The organism is uncultured Limimaricola sp. (assembly GCF_964022235.1).
GTDB lineage: Bacteria > Pseudomonadota > Alphaproteobacteria > Rhodobacterales > Rhodobacteraceae > Limimaricola.
The window spans coordinates 12,641-29,427 of record NZ_CAXHZL010000012.1; the positions used below are offsets into that span (position 1 = coordinate 12,641).

A 16,787-nucleotide genomic window follows, 5' to 3' on the forward strand; every position below is an offset into this window, starting at 1 on the left:
GCTGGGCGGCCCATTTCGAGGACAGATAGGCTTTCGCCTACCCGTGCCCATACAACTCGGCGTTCTGGTGGGCATTTCCTTCGTGCTCGAACTCCAGACTCGAATGGGCGATACCGAAGCCGTCCTTCAATCGGGACTTGATGTCGGCTTTCACGCTTTCGATGCGCGCCCAGCCCTGATCGTCCAGCACGACGTGGCAATCGAGAGCGACCTCATGCTCCTGCATTTGCCAAAGATGCACGTGGTGGACATCCCGAACGCCATCGGCGTCCCGCATTGCCTGAACGACGGCGTCACTGTCGAGATCAGGCGGACTGCCGAGCATCAGGGTCCGGATCGGCCCGCTAATTTCGGTCAGTGCCAAGTAAAGGATATAGAGCGCGATGCCGATGGTGATGGCGGGATCGACCCAGCGCAGGTCGTATAGAAGGATCAGCGTGCCGCCGATGATGACAGCCACCGAGGCGAGCGCATCCGAAAGATTGTGCAGGAACAGTGCCCGGATGTTCACGCTGCCCTTCTGCATCGAATAGGTAAGGCCCGCGGTCAGCGCATCGATGACCAGAGCGATCCCGCCAAGGATGACGACCGTCCAGCCGCGCACCTCGGGTGGATCGATCATCCGCATGCCGCCTTCGTAGATCAGGTAGAAGCCGACGAGAATGAGAGTTGTGTAGTTGATGAGAGCGGCCACGATCTCGATCCGCCCATAGCCGAAGGTCATCGTTGAATCCGCGGGCCGGCGCGCGATCTTTCGGGCGGCGAAGGCGATGACGAGCGAGGCCATGTCCGAGAAGTTGTGCAGCGCATCCGCGATCAGCGCGAGGCTGCCCGCGAATATGCCGCCGACGATCTGCGCCACGGTCAGCAGAGCATTGGCCCATATGGCTATGGAAACACGCCGATCCCCGGATTCGGGATCGAGATGCGCGTGGCTGTGATCATGCGGCATGTCCATGCTCCTTCGGTAGACCTTTCCTCCGGGCACCCAGTCCAGGCACCGGAGGGACATCACCATTCCGGATCTTGCGCACCCGCGCGTTCATCCAATGGCGGATTGCATGACGATACAGCTGCTCCTTGAAGCGGCCGATCGCCTGTTTTCGGTTCTCGAGAAAATCGTCGGGTGAAGCGAAGGTTCCGAGATCACGGGCAATCCCGGTCTTCTGGATGTAGGTATCCTCACCGGTCCACTCGACCTGCGGCGCGTCAAGGCGATCCGTGCCGACACCATAGCCGCACAGACTATCCCGGTCCGGGAAAGCGGCTTGGATCGCCTGAAGATATGGGCTGTCGAGAATGAACCCCTCGAGGTTCAGCCAATCACCATCCAGTTCGACCTCGACCCAGGAATGCAGTATTTCCGCCGGAACCCACAGATAGGCCGCCTCCGGCACCACGCCGCGCTGAAGCGCCTTGTGTATCGTGAACCCGTGCAGCCTGCATGGCACCCCCACGCCGCGCAGGAGCGCCATCAACAGGGTGGCCTTGGTGTTGCACTGACCATGGCCGTCCCGCAGCACGTCGCTGGCCGAGATGTCATCCGCCCGGTTGTAGCCAAAGGGAATGTCGTCGCGCACGAAATCGTAGATGACGCCAATCCGATCGGCTCGCGGCAAACGTGACCAGCCCCGCGTCTCGATCAGGGCGGCGATGGCTGGCACCTTGAAATCCAACATCGGGGTGGTTGCCGTCAGGCAGGGGGAAGTTTGCACGAACTCTCTCCACGAATCGCCGGGAAGAAAGATAGTCCCTACAGTGACTTTAACTTCAAGCGTTTCCGCTCACGTGCCGCGTGGCGCCGCGAGAATGATCATTGCGCCCGTCAGGCTCACCATCGTCCCGACGAGATCCCACCGATCGGGACGATGCCCTTCGGCCAGCCACATCCAGAGCACCGAGGCGGCGATGTAGACACCGCCATAGGCCGCAAAGGCACGCCCCGCCGTGGACGTTTCGACCTGCGCGAGTAGCCATCCGAACAGTGCCAATGAAACCATGCCGGGTAAGAGCCAAAGCGGCGAGGCGCCAAGCCCAGACGGCAAAGCATCCCGCGATCTCGGCGATCGCGGCCAGCGGATAGGCGATGACGGCGTTCAAGTGCCGATGCCCTCGTGGTCCGTCAGGCATTCCGAGTGATCGCGCAGCACCTCGAGCACGCGGCAATCCGCCGCTCGCCCGCCGCTGCATTCCTCGATCATGCGTTCCAGCTCCAGCCGCAGCACCTCGAGCCGCGCCATGCGCTGCTCGACCTGCTTGAGCTGGCGCCGGGCAATGGCATCCGCCTCCTCACAGGACCGGGCGGGATGATCACTGAGGTCGAGCAGTTCACGGATCGCATCGAGCGAGAAGCCAAGCTGCCGGGCATGACGGATGAAAGACAGGCGGTCGAGCTCGGCATTTCCATAGCGGCGCTGTCCACCATCGGTCCGCCCCGGTTCGGGCATCAGGCCGATCTGCTCGTAATAGCGGATGGTCTGCACCTTCGTGCCCGTCTTCTTCGCCAGATAACCGATCGTCAGCATATCCACCTCTCCGCCTTACCTACAGTGTGTGTAGAGTTAAGCGCTATGCCGCACAAGTTCCGGTGAAATATCCCTTGAACCTACAGTGGCTAGAGGAGCTAAACACGCAGCAAAGTTAGAATCGACAATGGGCGGAGCGACGTGAAGCTTTCAGGTCTTCGGCGGGTATTATGGGTCTTGGCGGGCGCGGCTGTGTTCGCTTTCATCTGGCTGTTGCTGTGGTGGGACTACCGCGCCGACCGCGCCCAGAACACTGACGATCCAGCGTTTGTCGCGGAGTTCGAGCTGACTGATCACCAAGGCATGATCCGTACCGAGGAGGATTTCGCGGGGCGCTGGATGTTGGTGTTCTTCGGGTTTACCAACTGTCCCGATGTCTGTCCGACGACGCTCGCGGAAGTAGCTGCCGTCGTGGATGGCCTGGGCGAGGATGCCGAAAAAGTGCAACCGATTTTCATATCGATTGATCCCGAGCGGGATACTCCAATGGCTCTCGCCGACTTCGTTCCGCGCTTTGACTCGGGCATTATCGGGCTCACAGGCACATCAAAGCAGATCGCAGAGACAGCCGAGACCTTTCCAATTTATTTCGAGCGGATCGAGGAAGCCAGCGCGCCGGATGGTCATACAATGGGGCATACATCTCACCTGTTCCTTTTTGATCCACAGGCGGGCTTTGTGGACTCCTGGTCCTACGGCACCCCGGCCGAAGAGATCCTTGCCGATCTGAGAAAGAGGATCTGATCGCCATGACCCGACTTTCCGAAGAAACGGCTCTTGGCCTGGCGTGGATCATTGCGTTCACCTCATCTCTCGCCGTGCTCTTTGTCGGCGAAGTGCTCGGACAAGCGCCTTGCGTGCTCTGCTGGTTCCAACGAGCCTTCATGTTCCCCTTGGCCATCGTTCTGGGGCTCGGATTGTGGTGGCAGGACCCGCGCGTGGGCCGATACGGAGTCGCGTTGGCCTTGGGTGGTGCCGCCGTCGCGTTTTGGCATATGGGCCTCTATGTCGGCCTGATCCCCGAGCGTATCCAGCCTTGCATGGCGACCGGCCCCTCTTGCACCGACGATAACCAGCTGCTCTTCGGCATACCGATTCCACTGATGGCGCTTGTCGCATTTGCGCTAATCGGGCTGCTGTCAGCTCTTTCACTCAAGGAAAAGCAAATATGAATCGACGCGGCCTCCTTTTGTCCGTTCTCGGCATTGGTGCCGCAGGCTTCGGCGGCGCGGCCTGGTATGCCACCCGCCCCCAACCCGTGGCCGAGGCAGGACCCCTCGCACCTGAGGTGAACGACGTGCTGATCCGGCCCTATTCCCCGATCCTCGGACCCGAGACCGCGCCGGTCACGATCGTCGAATTCTTCGATCCAGCTTGCGAGGCCTGCCGCGCGTTCCATCCCGTAGTCAAGGATATCATGGCTGAACACGGAGATGCGGTGCGTGTCGTGATCCGATACACGCCTTTTCACGGTGAAGCTTCGGTGGAAGCGATCCGTGTGCTCGAAGCTGCGCGGATGCAGGACGTGTTCGAACCGGTGCTCGAAGCGGTCTTGCGAGAGCAGCCCCGGTGGGCATCCCATGGGACCCCTGCACCTGGCTTGATCCTTGAGATTGCTGCAAGCGGAGGTCTGGATGTCGAAGCAGCCCGGACACAAATGCTGGCCCCCGGTGTCGTGGCAGTGCTCAACCATGACCGCGCTGATGTCGAAACGGTTGGCGTGCGGCAAACGCCCACGTTCTTCGTGAACGCCAAGCCGCTAGACCCGTTCGGTGAGGCCGAACTGCGGCGACTGGTGGCTGCGGAAGTTGCGGCCAGCCAAAGTTGATGCGCGGACAGATACAGGAAGAATTGTCATGAAAAAGCGACCATACGTCAAGGGATTGGCCGTTATTTTTGTGCTCGCGGGCTTGTCGGCCCCGGCAATTTCCGGCTCGGAAGATGTGAATGTCGAGAACGCGTGGTCCCGCGCCTCCATCGGCGCGAGCCGTCCGGGTGCCGCCTATATGATCGTGCGCAACATGGGTGAAGACGCGGTCACGTTGACCGGGCTTACAACACCTTTGGCCATGATGCCCGAAATCCATGAGACGAAAACCAATGCCGATGGCGTAAGTTCAATGACGCCTGCTGGAGAGATCACGATTGAAGCGGGCGAAAGCCTAGCATTGGAGCCAGGCGGGCTACACGTCATGCTGATGAACTTGCAAAACCCGATGACCGAAGGCGAGACTTTCCCGCTGACACTGACCTTCTCGGACGGCGACGAAGTGACTGTCGACGTCCCGATCCTGGACATTGCCGCGCGCGGGCCGGAGGGCTGATGCAGCGTCGGCATTTGCTTCGATACGGTGCAGCGGGTGCAGGCGCTCTCGGACTGATGCTTGGTGTCGGATGGTGGCGCGTGGACGGACCCGGTACCTCGAAACCAGCTGGCCAACGGCCCCTAGCCCTGTCGGCAATGGACTTCCGTCTGACCGATCATGAAGGCAATGAAGTGGGCCCAGACACCCTGATCGGCCGCCCGACCATGGTGTTCTTCGGGTTCACCTACTGTCCAGACGTCTGCCCAACGACTCTGTCGGATATCTCCGGCTGGCTTGACGATCTCGGAGACGCGGCCGCGCAGATGAACGTGGCCTTCATCACGGTCGATCCGGAGCGGGACACGGTCGAGGCCATGGCCGAATACGTCGGCTATTTTCATCCGGCCATCCGCGGCTGGACGGGGCCGGAAGACCAAATTGCCCGCGCTGCAGAAGGATTTCGTGCCTTATACGAGCGCGCCCCAACCAAGGGCGGGGGTTACACAATGAACCATACGGCAAGCGTGTTCCTGTTCGATGCCGAGGGTGAGCACGTCACCATGATCGACTATCACGAGCCACGAGAATTCGCAGTGCCGAAGATCCGGCGCGCACTGCCAGAGAACGTAGAGGGGGCAACATGAAGAAGCGAGCTGTTTTGAGGACCGTGGCGGTCGCAGGCGCATGTTCGGTGACTACCATCGCCATCTCTGGAGTTCTGTCGAAAGAACCGATGCCCCAGCAATTGCCGAAACAACGCTTTGGACCCCCGATCCGCTCTCGGTACCGCAACTTGTCGACCACGTTGTGACGCTGCCTAAAGCACCACAAGCCGATGGGGGGTGCCCAATTCGACCTATCACTCTATTGCAGCCTGCCTTCGCCGAAACCTCGTTGCCCGAGATAGAGCTGCCTTTAATCGTTTGGACGCATGAGATCGCGTCGGGCGAGATACTGGATGTGGTCCTAGCGGACGCTGGCATTCCTGCGCCTGCCCGCGCAGAGATCGCCCTGGCACTTGGTGTGGAATATGATCCCCGCCGATTGCGCCCATGGCATGCGGTCGCCGTGATCTCAAAAGCGGAGGGGAACCCAAGGCGCGTGGAACTGGCCGTCGACGACGGGGTGCAGATCGAAACGATCCTGGGTAGGGATCTTGTCATCGGCGTATTGGGGCCAGACCCCGAGATGGTAATTTTCGCAAGCGAGGCAGTGATCGAAAGTTCTGCTCTCGATACGCTTGACAAGACAAGCCCCCCTGTACGCTTCTCGGGCGACTTGGCGCGAATGCTTGGCGGTACGAGGATTTTCGAAGCGAACTCTCCGGCGGCGAGTTGCTGCGGTTCCTTTGGCACGAGGCGCAAGACAGGAACGCTTCATCGGCCGTCGCGGTGGGTATGGTCGGGTGATTGGGATGGCGCATGGCTTCGACGCGCTTACAAGCCCTGCTCATCCCTGCGAGGTGCCGGACGATCACGAACAAGGGCAGCGCGTGATGGCCGGCCATGTGATCGGTCGCGTTGATGCGACCGCAACTGCAACTGGCCCAACCTGCCTTATGAAGTGTTCATGGACGGTCGTCCCACCGACCCGCTTTCAGGCGACCGGGTTACAGAGGCGGCCGAGCGTGAGACAGACGACACGACCGCACTTGAGCGACCGAGTGAGGCGCGCCCGCTCTTGGCTGAACGTCTCACCAGCGAACTTGTGCAAACAACAACTCGAAAGGCTTTATTCTATGAAACGACTAGCTCCCGCCCTTGCGGTCGCGTTCGCTTTGCTGCCTGCGGCACAAGCTTTCGCCGAGGCGATCCCGATCGATGTCCGCAAAACCAGCGGCTGCGGGTGTTGCCTGTCCTGGAAGAAGCACCTTGAGGAAAACGGCTTTGCGCCGAAGGGCGAGGACATGTTCGGGGGACTTCTCGTACGTTTCAAAGTCGACAATGGCGTGCCGCAGCGCATGGTGTCCTGCCATACGGCTTTGGTCGACGGTTACGTGATCGAAGGCCACGTACCGGCGTCCGACATCCAGCGTCTGTTGGACGAGCGCCCGGATGCAGTGGGGCTGGCGGTGCCAGGGATGCCCTATGGCTCGCCCGGCATGGGACCGGAAGACGATCGCGAGGCCTATGACGTGTTCCTGATCCGCGGCGACGGGTCGACCGAGGTCTTTAGCAGTTACTCGGCCTCTGACTGACGTATCGACGAGACCTCAGCGCATGGAAACTTCCTTCCCAATAGCCCTCGGCTTTCTTGGAAGCCTGGCCGCCGGATCGCTGACAGCCGTCGGGGCGGTCCCCGTTCTCTTTGGGCGCATCCCCTCCCGAGCCACGCGCGATCTTCTGCTTGGCTTTGCCGCAGGTGTCATGCTCGCAGCCTCGTTCTTCTCGCTGATCATCCCGGCTCTCGACGCAGCCGAAGGACAGTTCGACAACGGTGCACTCCCCGCGGCCATCGTTTGTGTTGCGATCCTGCTTGGCATGGGCGCGGTCGCTCTGATGAACGAAAGGCTGCCGCATGAACATTTCAAGACGGGGCGGGAAGGCCCCGACGCTGCTTCGCTGCGCCGTGTCTGGCTCTTCATTTTCGCGATCACGATCCACAATTTTCCCGAAGGTCTTGCCGTTGGTGTCGGGTTCGGCGCTGACGGTTTCTCTGGCGGCTTGCCGCTTGCGATCGGCATAGGGCTACAAAACGCTCCCGAGGGTCTCGCCGTAGCGGTCTCATTGCTTGGTGAAGGATATTCTAGGCGCCGCGCGTGGGGGATTGCCGCCCTGACAGGTCTTGTCGAGCCGGTAGGCGGGCTTCTTGGCGCTGGCATCATCAGCATCTCGCAGCCGCTGTTGCCTTGGGGCCTCGCCTTCGCTGCCGGGGCGATGCTCTACGTCATCAGTCACGAAATCATTCCGGAGACCCACCGTTCCGGCCATCAAAACAGGGCGACTTTCGGTCTCGCGGTCGGCCTCGTGATCATGTTGTTCCTCGATGTATGGCTGGGATGATGAGATGAAACAGTCCCTTTTCCAAGGTTTCATTGCGGCTGGAACTGCTTTTATTGTCGATCAGGCGACAAAAGCAATTGTCGTCGCCAATGCGGCAGATTTGAGCGCCGGAATTCCGGTCTTTCCCGGATTCAATCTCATCTACCTGCGCAACGATGGCGTAACATTCGGACTATTTGGTGGAGCGCCATGGTGGAGCCTTACGGCGTTGGCCCTCGCTATCTGCGGCTGGTTGACGGTCATGTGGGTGCGCACTGCCAACCCGGTTGAGGCTATCGCCTATGGTGCGATTATCGGTGGCGCGCTCGGCAACGTTATGGACCGCATCCGGTTTCGGGGTGTGACGGACTTCCTCGATTTCTACGTCAGATCCACGCATTGGCCCGCCTTCAACATGGCGGATATTTTCGTGGTCGGCGGCGTGGGCTTGCTGCTGATAGCGCTTTGGTTGAGCGCCAAGTTTCAGAATGGCCCATGATTACGGGCTTGCCATCACTGACTGGTCGGGGCCGTTACATTCCCCTGCGGTCCGGGATTAGCTTTGCGGCGGGCGGTCTGACGGTTCTCGCCCTTCCACCGTTCTCATGGCTCATCGTTGTTCCGGTCGCCTTCTCAGCACTCTTTCTCGTGCTCCGGCAGGTTTCGACAACGCCTGCCTTCTTCATCGGCTGGGTCTTCGGAATGGGCCAGTTCGGGTTTGGAATTTCTTGGATCGCCGAGAGCTTTTACGTCGATACCGAGCGTTTCGGTGCCCTCGCGATCCCGGCAGTCGCGGGACTGTCCGCCGGACTGGCCATTTTCCCGGCTATTGCGGCGATGTTATTTGCCACCATCATGCAGCGCCGTACTGTCAGCGGCATTTCGGCAGGCCTTCTGCTTGCAACCTGCTGGGTTGCCGCAGAATGGCTGCGTGGTCATGTCCTGACGGGGTTTCCCTGGAACCTTGCCGCTTATGCCCTTCTCGATCATGCCGCCTTGCGCCAACCCGCTGCTTGGGTCGGAAGCTACGGTCTGAGCTTTCTCACAGTCTTCATCGGCATATTACCGGGTGTTTTGCTTGTGGACGCGCCAAAAAAACGCGCGTTCGTTCTCGCACTCTTCGGCGTTGCGGTGACGGGTCTCGGGGGTGGCGGTGTGCTTCGATTGAGGCAGGACGTGCCGCCGACGGACATTGCTTTGCGCGTTGTGCAAGGCAATGTGCCTCAAGTCGAGAAGTGGGCGCCGGGCAGCCGAGAAAGCACGTTGGAAAAATACCTGCGCTTGTCCGCGCCACCCGGACGTTTTGATCTGCTGCTGTGGCCGGAAACGGCCTTTCCCGGTTTTTTGGACGAGGACGCTGCGGCGCGCACGCGGTTATCCACGGTTTTGCCAGACGGCAGGATCCTTTTGACAGGTGTGCCTGACCGCCTAGAGGGCGATGGGGGAACCCGATATTTCAACACGGTTCAGGCCTATGACGGCAGCGGCGAAATTCTGACGGGATATGCAAAACATCATCTTGTTCCGTTCGGGGAATATGTGCCCCTGAGAGGCTGGCTGCCGATCGAGCGGCTGACCGAAGGTTTGGGCGATTTCACGCCAGGACCAGAGCCACGCACGCTGGCGATCCCGGGTGCTCCTCCGGTCGCGGTGGCAATCTGTTACGAGATCATTTTTCCGGGCCATGTGGTCGATGATCTTTTCCGTCCCGATTGGATATTCAACGCCACAAATGATGCCTGGTTCGGAACCAGCATCGGGCCCGAGCAACACCTTGCATCCGCACGCATGCGCGCGGTTGAGGAAGGTCTTCCCGTGGTCCGCGCGGCCAACACCGGGATATCCGCGATCATCGACGCCAACGGAGAGATCGTCGCGCGCCTCGACACCGGGCAAACAGGGGTCATAGATGCCAACCTGCCGACAGCGCTAGCGCCCACGCCTTACGCACGTTTCGGCGATTGGACGTCGCTGGCGCTCATCTGTGCGGCCTGGGCCCTGATCTTTGCCGTCAGATTGACCAAACGACGTTCGAATACAAAATACTCAAGATCGGAGGAATCGTGATGCTGGTGCTCGCAGGCTTTGTCGGAGGGGCGCTCTGGGATGGCTATCTGGCGCGACGGCGGGAAGGGAACCGCCTGGATATACTTCAATACGCGACAAGCTTCGGTATTGCTTTTGGTCTAATCGCTTTTTTCACCTCGGTGATTCTCTTGCGCATCACGTCCTGAGATTACTTTGGCACCGGCAACGAATTGAGACGACTGTTCAACATATTATTTCGCTCGTTCCTGGCGGTTTGCGCAGCAGGCTTGGTCGTTTCCGGTGTCGCCTACTTTCTGCTGCGCGCCTCCGTTCCTAAGTATGAGGAGGACTTTAGCGTTGAGGGTATAGAAGGCCCGGTCGATATCCTGCGGGATACTTCAGTCGACACCGCCCGCGGCTACGCCGACCACGCGGTCTCCGAGAACACGCGTAGGGTCTTCGCCCTCTCGTATCGTTTAAGGTCCCTCCGCTTGCCCGAACCGGCGTGACTAAGGTTGCCCTTAGGCAGGGGCCGGCGCACTACGTGACTGTGATGCTCCATCGAAAGTGCGGTGCAGTTCGATAATCCTCTCCACCTCGCACGCCGATCCCAAGATAACCGGAACCCGCTGATGCGGTCCTTCGGGCGCAATCTCGAGAAGTCGCGCCCGCCCAGTGCTGGCCATGCCCCTTGCCTGTTCGATCAGGAAACTCATCGGATTGGCCTCGTAAAGCTGTCAGGCGCAACTTGCCCCCACTCTCCCGAAGCGTTCGGTCGATGGAATAGAGGAACACACCGCCTAGAAGCAGGTTGCGATGTACCTCGGCCACCATCGAGGCAACCCACCGCATGTTGAAGCTGCGCTGGCGCATCCCATCGACGCCGGCGAGGCATTCCTCGACATAGGTCCGGACTGGCTCCTCCCACAGCGGTGACACTATAGCGCCCTCGGAGTCGCAAGTTTCAAGCGCGCCGCCACAATAAATTTTCAATCAAGCCACTGATATTTATAAGAAATACAATTAAAGGATAGCGGTGCCAGCCAACCTTGCGCTGGGGATATTGGATTATACCGATCGGTATAATCGGTTAGCCATCTCGGTATCGCTGAATGAGATCCAACAGCTCTCGCTCGAAGTCCTCTTGCTTCACGGTTGGGATGGAGACGCCCTTAGCGGTGAGGCTGACCTTCTTACCGCTCCGCTCCAGCTTATATGTCCCCCCACCTGGGATCGTCTTCTGGGCGCGTTTCGCGGCGGTCCCCCTGCCCTTCTCTCTCCTCTCGGCCAGCGCCACTTTCGCCTCAGCAAGCGTTTCCCTCTTGTCGAGGAATGGCGCGAGATCCCGGATCATGTCCATGCTTGCCTTCGGGCCGAACCAGTCGAGCGCCTTATCGGCGTTCTGGGCACACTTCACACCGACAGATACGAGCGGTTGCGCAACACCCAAGCGCTCTGCGATGTGCGCCTGGGTCGCATCCTCTTCGTGCTTCAGCCTGACCGCGATCTGCCCGATCGACAGGATGCGTTCAAACGGCGTCAGGTCTTGCCTAATGGCGTTCTCGGAGTAGCGCTCCTCGAGGTCCGAGATGGTAAGGTCTTCGTGCCCATCCAGCGCGCTCTTCATGTCAGGCGCGATGATGGCTTGCACCTCATCCACACCTAATTCCTGCAGCGCCCGGAGGCGACGCCGGCCGGACAGAAGAAGGAACTGCGCAGCTCCGTCGATGACGGTCGGGTTCTTTTGGTTAGGGCGCCAGTCCGGATTCATCGGGCGAACACGGATCGGCTGGGTCTGCCCGCGCGCAGCGATGTTCTCCTTGAGCAGCCTGAACTCCGAGTCCTCTACCCAGTTGCCTTTGCGGTCGCTGCCGAGGGTGTCCTCGATCTGCGAGGTATTCATGACCACCGAGACCCTTCCGTCCATCACCTTCTTGAGGATGTCGTTGGTGGCATGGCCCATTTGGTGGCCAACCAGCCCGCCGCGCGGCTCCTCGTAGCTCTCGAAGGTTTGCACCGTCTCTTGCGGCACTCCCCTCTCCTCGTCCGTCATCGGTGCCGAGTTCAGCTTCCTCTTCGCCATCACACCCACCTCTCAGCGATGAATTTCTCGGCGTGGCCGCGCGATGGAAGCGCCCCACCCCACACCAGTTTGGCCAGTGCATCGTTCACTGCGTTCGCATTCTGAATGAATGCCTTCGCAGAAGGTCTTCTGCTTCGCGGAGGATCGTACTCGTAGATGGACTTATATTCCTCAGCCGCGTTGGCGACGGCATCTGATCTCGAATACCAGACCTGAGACACGAGGCCCGGGTGGCGCCTATGAATGTCGACGATCTGATCGACGTCCTTCTCGTTGGCCTCCTGAATGATGGTCGGGAGCACGATGTGGTTTCCGCCACCGATCACTCGATCCTCGATCGCCATCTCGGAGAGGTAGGCCTGCACGTTGTCGGCGTAGGTGCTGAGCGTCTTGAGGTCGAAACCTTTCATGGTCTGCGGCACGACCAGGTTGGTCGCGGCAACCAAGCCGTTGAGCTGCACAAGCGTGAAGGATGGCTGCTGGTCAATTACGATCACATCGACCGTCTCGTGAAGGGCTTCCTGATACTTCTCGACATCGAAGCTTCCATCGGACTTGCGAAGCTCGGACCCCAGGGTCTTCGGGCCATACGCGGCGTCCCAGCGAGCAATGGCATCCTTGAGGGCCGCATGCACGGGAGCGGTGCCGCCGGACTTCTGCGACAGCATGAGGAGCGCGAGATCAGCGTCCTGAATGTTTGCGCCGCCAGGAATGAGCCGGGTGCCTGGCCACTGGGTGGTCTGCCACATCCCATTCAGATCCTCGGCCGGCTTCTCCACGATCTGGTGCGCATTGAACTGGTCGAGGTCGAGCCCCATGAACGATGCCACGGTATTGCGGTTTCGCTCGAAAAGCTTGGTCTGCTTGTCAGCGAAATAGAGCGACACAGTAGCCTGCGGATCGCAGTCGAGAATACCCACGCGCAGACCGTAGTTCATGGCCACATACTGCGCGAAATGAGCAGCAGACAGGCTCTTCCCGGTGCCGCCTTTCTGGGCGGAGAAGCTCACAACCGGGAGCGGATCACCCGGCTTGCGCCAGTGCAAGTACTCGTGCTTCCGGTGCGTGCGTGATTGAAGGTAGGCCCGCATCATCATGATCTCGGAGATCGAGTAGTGGGCCGTATGTCCACTTTGCCCGACGGTCTTCCGCCCTACAGGGAAGCTGTCATCGTCGCTTGTAGCCTGGTTGAGCACACGGATGGTATAGGCATTCCCCAGCCCGAGAAGCTCTCCGACTTCGCGTGTGCTGAATGTCTTCTCAACACGCTTCTTCATCGTGTCGTCCTGACGAACCTGCCCGGCGATATCCCTCATGCCGTGGGCGAGGCGCTTGATGAAGTCAATCATCTGCGGCTTCGATGCGTCATTATACCGGTCGGTATAATCGGTCGTTTGCTTGTCTGCCTGCACTTTGCAGTCTCCTCGTTCTCTGCTATCCGGCTCCCAAGCGGGATTATACCGATCGGTATAATCGGCTCCGTGGCCGTCTTGGTTTGTCTTATTCGGTAGGCTGACGGTCACCGGTGGCAGTCTTCATCGCGGTCAGTTCGGTGTGTTTCTTCAGGTGGTGTCTTAGCACCTTGAGCGTCGACGCCATAGTCGCAGGAGCTGCCGCACACGCTTCAGCGAGGTAGTTTCGGAAGAAGTGTGGCTCTGGCATCTTCCTCCAGAAGCCGACCCGCCATTTCCTTTTGATAGCCGCCGATAGGGCAGGGAGAACCACTGCTGGCGCCGGGTTCTGGGACACTAACTCAACCTGCTCGCGCAGAGCCTCTTGGTTCTCCCTCACACCCAACGACCGCCAGATGCCCCGGAGCCTTCGCTCTATGTCCACATCGCTGATTGCTGTGTCTGCCTGAACCGGCGCGTAGTCGGCGAGGAGCTTCTCGGTCTTAGCAACCAGATCCCGCGAGGGCATGGAGTTGAAGTGCGTGCTCCATGACGCACCACGGGTCAGCTCGACCCATCTCTCCCGCAATTCTTCCACCACTGCACTGACGCAAGGATCCGGTCGCAGGGCAGGAGCCTCGTTCATCTCGACCAACTGTGGCAGAGGCTGCGGTGCAGTAGTGTGGTTAGAATGGATATGGTTATTATATTCGCGTTCGGAGGACTGAACGCCGCATTCAGCTTTCTGAACGTCCGCAACCTGTTCATCGACCTTCTTCTGGCGCCGTTCGGTTCCTGCCTTACGCAGAGCAGTGCGCCATTCTTTCCAGAAGGTCACGTTGTGACGCTGGTATCCATTGCCACCGAACAAGCCTCTCTTCGAGAACGAGGCAACTAGCCCCAGGGCGCGAAGCTCCTTGAGGTAGGCAGTGATGCTCGGCTTTGATCTCCCCATACGGGAGGCCAGCTCCTCGTGGGGAGTGTGGCAGTCACCGGTCATGTGGTTCGCATACGAGCATAGGAGGGTGAGTAGGCGGAACGCACCGCTGCTCATTTTGAGATCCATGATCTCGTTGGGCAGGGCAACGAAGCCTCTCCCCGGATTCATTGGGAAAGTCATTCTCAAGCACACTTTTCATGATCCCGCACGCCGAAGGGGCTTGCGGGAGGTGGGAAATGCCTGCTAGGAAGAAGGTGAATATAGGGTCTGTTTTCCTAGCAGACCGGGCGACTAAAGGGCTCAGAGAGGCGGCAACCTTTCTGGGCTCTCGTCTTGTCTAGGGGCTAGCTACTCATCTGCGGCCTCTTCGTGTGTGCATTTTCGGTCATCAATGCACAAGCACCTACCGAGACGCAACAACTAATCGAGAGCACTCCTGAACAAGGTGTAAATTGCACTTTGCAAAGAAGCTATTTTTCAGGGGCTTCGGCCTGATTTCGGCCCTGAACTTTTTTCGAGAGCCTTCTGAGAGCCCACGCTGAACGGGCAGTAGGCAGCACTAATATACAAGCATTGCATGAAACTAAGTGGATTTATTGAAGTACTTTCAGGGGGCTCACCCTCTGGTAGCCATTGTTGGTACGCGTGCCACGAGAATCAGGTGGCTTCCGATTTGATCAGGGCAGCCTACCGAGGCTCAGAGCAGCCGATCAATCGACACGAAGATCTGCCCGTGGACGAAGTGCGCCCTTTGGCTTGGACACGTCAGGCCGGCTGGTTTTACCAGGCTTGGGCGCCGAACTCGATCTTTGCAAACTCCAGCCACCTCTTCAGGGCTTGGACCTGGTAGGTCTGATCGCTGGAGCCGCGGGCGATCTCGATCTCGCGCCAGTCGGTCTTGCCGCGCAGCGTGACAAGAACGCCGGCCTCGAGAATCTCGACCCAGCCGCTGCCATCAATGGTGTCGTCCTGGCCATGATCCAGCCCGACGGTTCCGAGCGCCGCAGCGCCCCGGCAAAGCCGATCAGCAGCATCGCTCGGTCGCGCAGACCCCGCAGGTCGTGGCTGAGCGTCGCGAGCATGGCCAGAAGGTCGTCCGGCCTGATCGCCTCCATCTGTTCCGGCGGTCGGGCATGGCAGCGGCAGATGACGACGAGAACACTCGAGATGTGCCGATCGCGCTGGTCGAGCCGAAAGTCGCGCTGCGCGTAGCCCCAAGACAGTCCGGCAAGACGGCTTTCGATCCAGGCCACCGACAGCGGGCATGCCTTATCCGAAGGCGCGGCGAGATCGGTGATGTAGAGCCCGACCAGTTCGAGGGGGGGGCAGGGGGTTGGCGCCCTTCATTCGACACCAACGCGCGAAGGCCGCCCAGTTGCGCGTGTAGGCGGTTCGGGTGTTCTCGGCAATGGCGTGGTCGGCATAGCCGCAGGCGCTGTCGACGAGACGGTCGAGGCTGCCGGAGCTCGCAATATCGGCGAGCAGAGCGAGCGACGTCACAGGGCTTCAGGTAATCCAGTCATGTCGAGCAGCGTATCATCGTCCTGTCCGATAAACCAAGATTACAGGACATGAAAAGAGACCGCACAGCGCGGCGGTTGTGGCGCCATAGAATAGACAAAAGCGCCGCGATCCAATAGCTCTCGGGACATGTCGTTCACCTCAGATCCCAACCTTTCCGCTCCCCCTCGGTCCGCTCTGCCGGGCTGGGCCGTCACGTGCCACACCGCCGATCCCGAAGATGCCGCGTTCCGCGCCGGGGCGGCGCTGGCGCATCTGCAAGGCGTGATGGTCCAGCCCGGCTTGCCTCTCGCACTGTGGCGCGACCGGCTGGCGCTCGAGGCCGCCGCGGCAACTGTGAGGTGTTCGGGGCGGTCGGAGGGCTTGGCGGAACTGCGCGATGCACTGCATCTGGCACGTCCCGGCGATCCGCTCGGACCGGCGGGGGAGATCGGCCAGGCCTGGCGCCGCGCGGTGACGCGGCCGCTGACCGCACGCGGCCTGACGCCTCTCTCCGGGGTGGCGCCGGAGCTGGTCCGACGCGAGCTGGCGCGGCCTGGAGCCCCCATCGCGCGGGCCGCGGCCACGCTGGAGGCCGTGCTCAGTGAGGCCCCCCGGGCCGAGACGGCGGCGCTGATCTTGGCGGACGCGGTGCTGGCCAAGGTGCTTGGCTGGGACTGGATCGTGCCGCTGCTGGCCAATGGTCTCACACCGCGGGAGCTGCGGCGCGATGGGGATGAGCTGCGATTGGCCTGCCACCAGGCCGTGGTTCGGGCCGCAGCCCGGGCGGCCGGCCTGGCGCAGGACCTGGCCCGCCGCGCCGCACGGCTGCACGCCGTGGCGCCGAAGCTGCGCGCCAAGAGCGCCGATGCGGCGATCGCGCTGTTTCTCGCGCAGGACGCGCTGGCCCCGATGGCTCTGACCCATCTGATGTCGGACCGCGCCGCGCGGCGGTTCTGCGACCGGCTGGTGGCCCTCGGCGCGCTGCGCGAGCTGACCGGCCGCGACAGCTTTCGGCTCTACGGGCTCTGAC

General features: G+C 60.6%; 18 protein-coding genes and 4 pseudogenes. 12 read left to right on the forward strand and 10 right to left on the reverse strand.

Translation table 11 applies throughout. The features are described from left to right. Nucleotides 1–37: 37 nt before the first annotated feature. The 4 genes and pseudogenes from AADJ02_RS14375 to AADJ02_RS14390 form a co-directional block, all read right to left on the reverse strand. Nucleotides 38–952 (reverse strand): cation diffusion facilitator family transporter, encoded by a 915-nt coding sequence (locus tag AADJ02_RS14375; RefSeq protein ID WP_341213828.1) that lies wholly within the window; start codon nucleotides 950–952, stop codon nucleotides 38–40. Then, entirely contained in the window at nucleotides 942–1,679 is a 738-nt protein-coding gene (locus tag AADJ02_RS14380; protein WP_341213829.1) for a transglutaminase-like domain-containing protein, read from the reverse strand. The genes AADJ02_RS14375 and AADJ02_RS14380 overlap by 11 nt, the downstream gene beginning before the upstream one ends. A 105-nt stretch (nucleotides 1,680–1,784) precedes the next feature. Beyond that, a pseudogene (locus AADJ02_RS14385) lies at nucleotides 1,785–2,130 on the reverse strand (YnfA family protein). Then, nucleotides 2,097–2,525 carry a helix-turn-helix domain-containing protein gene (locus AADJ02_RS14390; protein ID WP_253331588.1) on the reverse strand — a complete coding sequence of 143 codons (429 nt, stop codon included), beginning with the start codon at nucleotides 2,523–2,525 and terminating at the stop codon, nucleotides 2,097–2,099. The pseudogene AADJ02_RS14385 and the gene AADJ02_RS14390 overlap by 34 nt, the downstream one beginning before the upstream one ends. A gap of 177 nt (nucleotides 2,526–2,702) precedes the next feature. On the opposite strand from AADJ02_RS14390, the gene AADJ02_RS14395 reads away from it, so the two are divergent. The 11 genes and pseudogenes from AADJ02_RS14395 to AADJ02_RS14445 all read left to right on the forward strand — a co-directional run bounded on the left by AADJ02_RS14395 (nucleotide 2,703) and on the right by AADJ02_RS14445 (nucleotide 10,046). After that, on the forward strand, nucleotides 2,703–3,269 hold the full coding sequence (locus AADJ02_RS14395) for an SCO family protein (RefSeq protein WP_341213830.1): 567 nt from the start codon (nucleotides 2,703–2,705) through the stop codon (nucleotides 3,267–3,269). A gap of 5 nt (nucleotides 3,270–3,274) precedes the next feature. Next, nucleotides 3,275–3,697 carry a disulfide bond formation protein B gene (locus tag AADJ02_RS14400; RefSeq protein ID WP_341213708.1) on the forward strand — a complete coding sequence of 141 codons (423 nt, stop codon included), beginning with the start codon at nucleotides 3,275–3,277 and terminating at the stop codon, nucleotides 3,695–3,697. Continuing rightward, on the forward strand, nucleotides 3,694–4,353 hold the full coding sequence (locus tag AADJ02_RS14405) for a thioredoxin domain-containing protein (RefSeq protein WP_253331584.1): 660 nt from the start codon (nucleotides 3,694–3,696) through the stop codon (nucleotides 4,351–4,353). Before AADJ02_RS14400 ends, AADJ02_RS14405 begins: the two co-directional genes overlap by 4 nt. 28 nt (nucleotides 4,354–4,381) lie before the next feature. Next, on the forward strand, nucleotides 4,382–4,849 hold the full coding sequence (locus tag AADJ02_RS14410; RefSeq protein WP_341213709.1) for a copper chaperone PCu(A)C: 468 nt from the start codon (nucleotides 4,382–4,384) through the stop codon (nucleotides 4,847–4,849). Continuing rightward, the gene (locus tag AADJ02_RS14415; RefSeq protein ID WP_341213710.1) at nucleotides 4,849–5,475 is read left to right on the forward strand and encodes an SCO family protein; all 627 of its coding nucleotides are present in this window, start codon (nucleotides 4,849–4,851) and stop codon (nucleotides 5,473–5,475) included. The genes AADJ02_RS14410 and AADJ02_RS14415 overlap by 1 nt, the downstream gene beginning before the upstream one ends. Next, nucleotides 5,472–6,559: pseudogene (locus tag AADJ02_RS14420) on the forward strand (M23 family metallopeptidase); the annotation flags it as partial. The gene AADJ02_RS14415 and the pseudogene AADJ02_RS14420, both read left to right, overlap by 4 nt. Nucleotides 6,560–6,569: 10 nt before the next feature. After that, on the forward strand, nucleotides 6,570–7,028 hold the full coding sequence (locus AADJ02_RS14425; RefSeq protein ID WP_341213711.1) for a DUF411 domain-containing protein: 459 nt from the start codon (nucleotides 6,570–6,572) through the stop codon (nucleotides 7,026–7,028). Nucleotides 7,029–7,050: 22 nt separating this feature from the next. Beyond that, the gene (locus AADJ02_RS14430; protein WP_099278719.1) at nucleotides 7,051–7,833 is read left to right on the forward strand and encodes a ZIP family metal transporter; all 783 of its coding nucleotides are present in this window, start codon (nucleotides 7,051–7,053) and stop codon (nucleotides 7,831–7,833) included. Beyond that, complete coding sequence (gene lspA / locus AADJ02_RS14435; RefSeq protein ID WP_341213712.1) at nucleotides 7,817–8,311, forward strand: signal peptidase II; 495 nt, start codon at nucleotides 7,817–7,819, stop codon at nucleotides 8,309–8,311. Before AADJ02_RS14430 ends, lspA begins: the two co-directional genes overlap by 17 nt. Continuing rightward, complete coding sequence (gene lnt / locus AADJ02_RS14440) at nucleotides 8,308–9,879, forward strand: apolipoprotein N-acyltransferase (protein ID WP_341213713.1); 1,572 nt, start codon at nucleotides 8,308–8,310, stop codon at nucleotides 9,877–9,879. Before lspA ends, lnt begins: the two co-directional genes overlap by 4 nt. Further along, the gene (locus AADJ02_RS14445; protein ID WP_099278717.1) at nucleotides 9,879–10,046 is read left to right on the forward strand and encodes a hypothetical protein; all 168 of its coding nucleotides are present in this window, start codon (nucleotides 9,879–9,881) and stop codon (nucleotides 10,044–10,046) included. The genes lnt and AADJ02_RS14445 overlap by 1 nt, the downstream gene beginning before the upstream one ends. A 315-nt stretch (nucleotides 10,047–10,361) precedes the next feature. Here the strand turns inward: AADJ02_RS14445 and AADJ02_RS14450 are convergent, their stop codons facing one another. The 6 genes and pseudogenes from AADJ02_RS14450 to AADJ02_RS14475 form a co-directional block, all read right to left on the reverse strand. After that, nucleotides 10,362–10,556 carry a hypothetical protein gene (locus AADJ02_RS14450; protein ID WP_341213714.1) on the reverse strand — a complete coding sequence of 65 codons (195 nt, stop codon included), beginning with the start codon at nucleotides 10,554–10,556 and terminating at the stop codon, nucleotides 10,362–10,364. 82 nt (nucleotides 10,557–10,638) lie between these two features. After that, a pseudogene (locus AADJ02_RS14455) lies at nucleotides 10,639–10,713 on the reverse strand (hypothetical protein); the annotation flags it as partial. A 217-nt stretch (nucleotides 10,714–10,930) separates the two neighbouring features. Then, entirely contained in the window at nucleotides 10,931–11,923 is a 993-nt protein-coding gene (locus AADJ02_RS14460) for a ParB N-terminal domain-containing protein (RefSeq protein WP_341213715.1), read from the reverse strand. Beyond that, nucleotides 11,923–13,335, reverse strand: a complete 1,413-nt coding sequence (locus AADJ02_RS14465) for a ParA family protein (protein WP_341213716.1) — start codon at nucleotides 13,333–13,335, stop codon at nucleotides 11,923–11,925. The genes AADJ02_RS14460 and AADJ02_RS14465 overlap by 1 nt, the downstream gene beginning before the upstream one ends. Before the next feature lie 88 nt (nucleotides 13,336–13,423). Continuing rightward, nucleotides 13,424–14,434 (reverse strand): helix-turn-helix domain-containing protein, encoded by a 1,011-nt coding sequence (locus AADJ02_RS14470; RefSeq protein WP_341213717.1) that lies wholly within the window; start codon nucleotides 14,432–14,434, stop codon nucleotides 13,424–13,426. Nucleotides 14,435–15,049: 615 nt separating this feature from the next. Beyond that, nucleotides 15,050–15,754: pseudogene (locus AADJ02_RS14475) on the reverse strand (integrase); the annotation flags it as partial. Nucleotides 15,755–15,904: 150 nt separating this feature from the next. Here AADJ02_RS14475 and AADJ02_RS14480 point away from each other — a divergent pair. Next, nucleotides 15,905–16,786, forward strand: coding sequence for a DUF1403 family protein (locus AADJ02_RS14480; RefSeq protein ID WP_341213718.1), 882 nt, complete (start codon nucleotides 15,905–15,907; stop codon nucleotides 16,784–16,786). Nucleotide 16,787 lies beyond the last annotated feature (1 nt).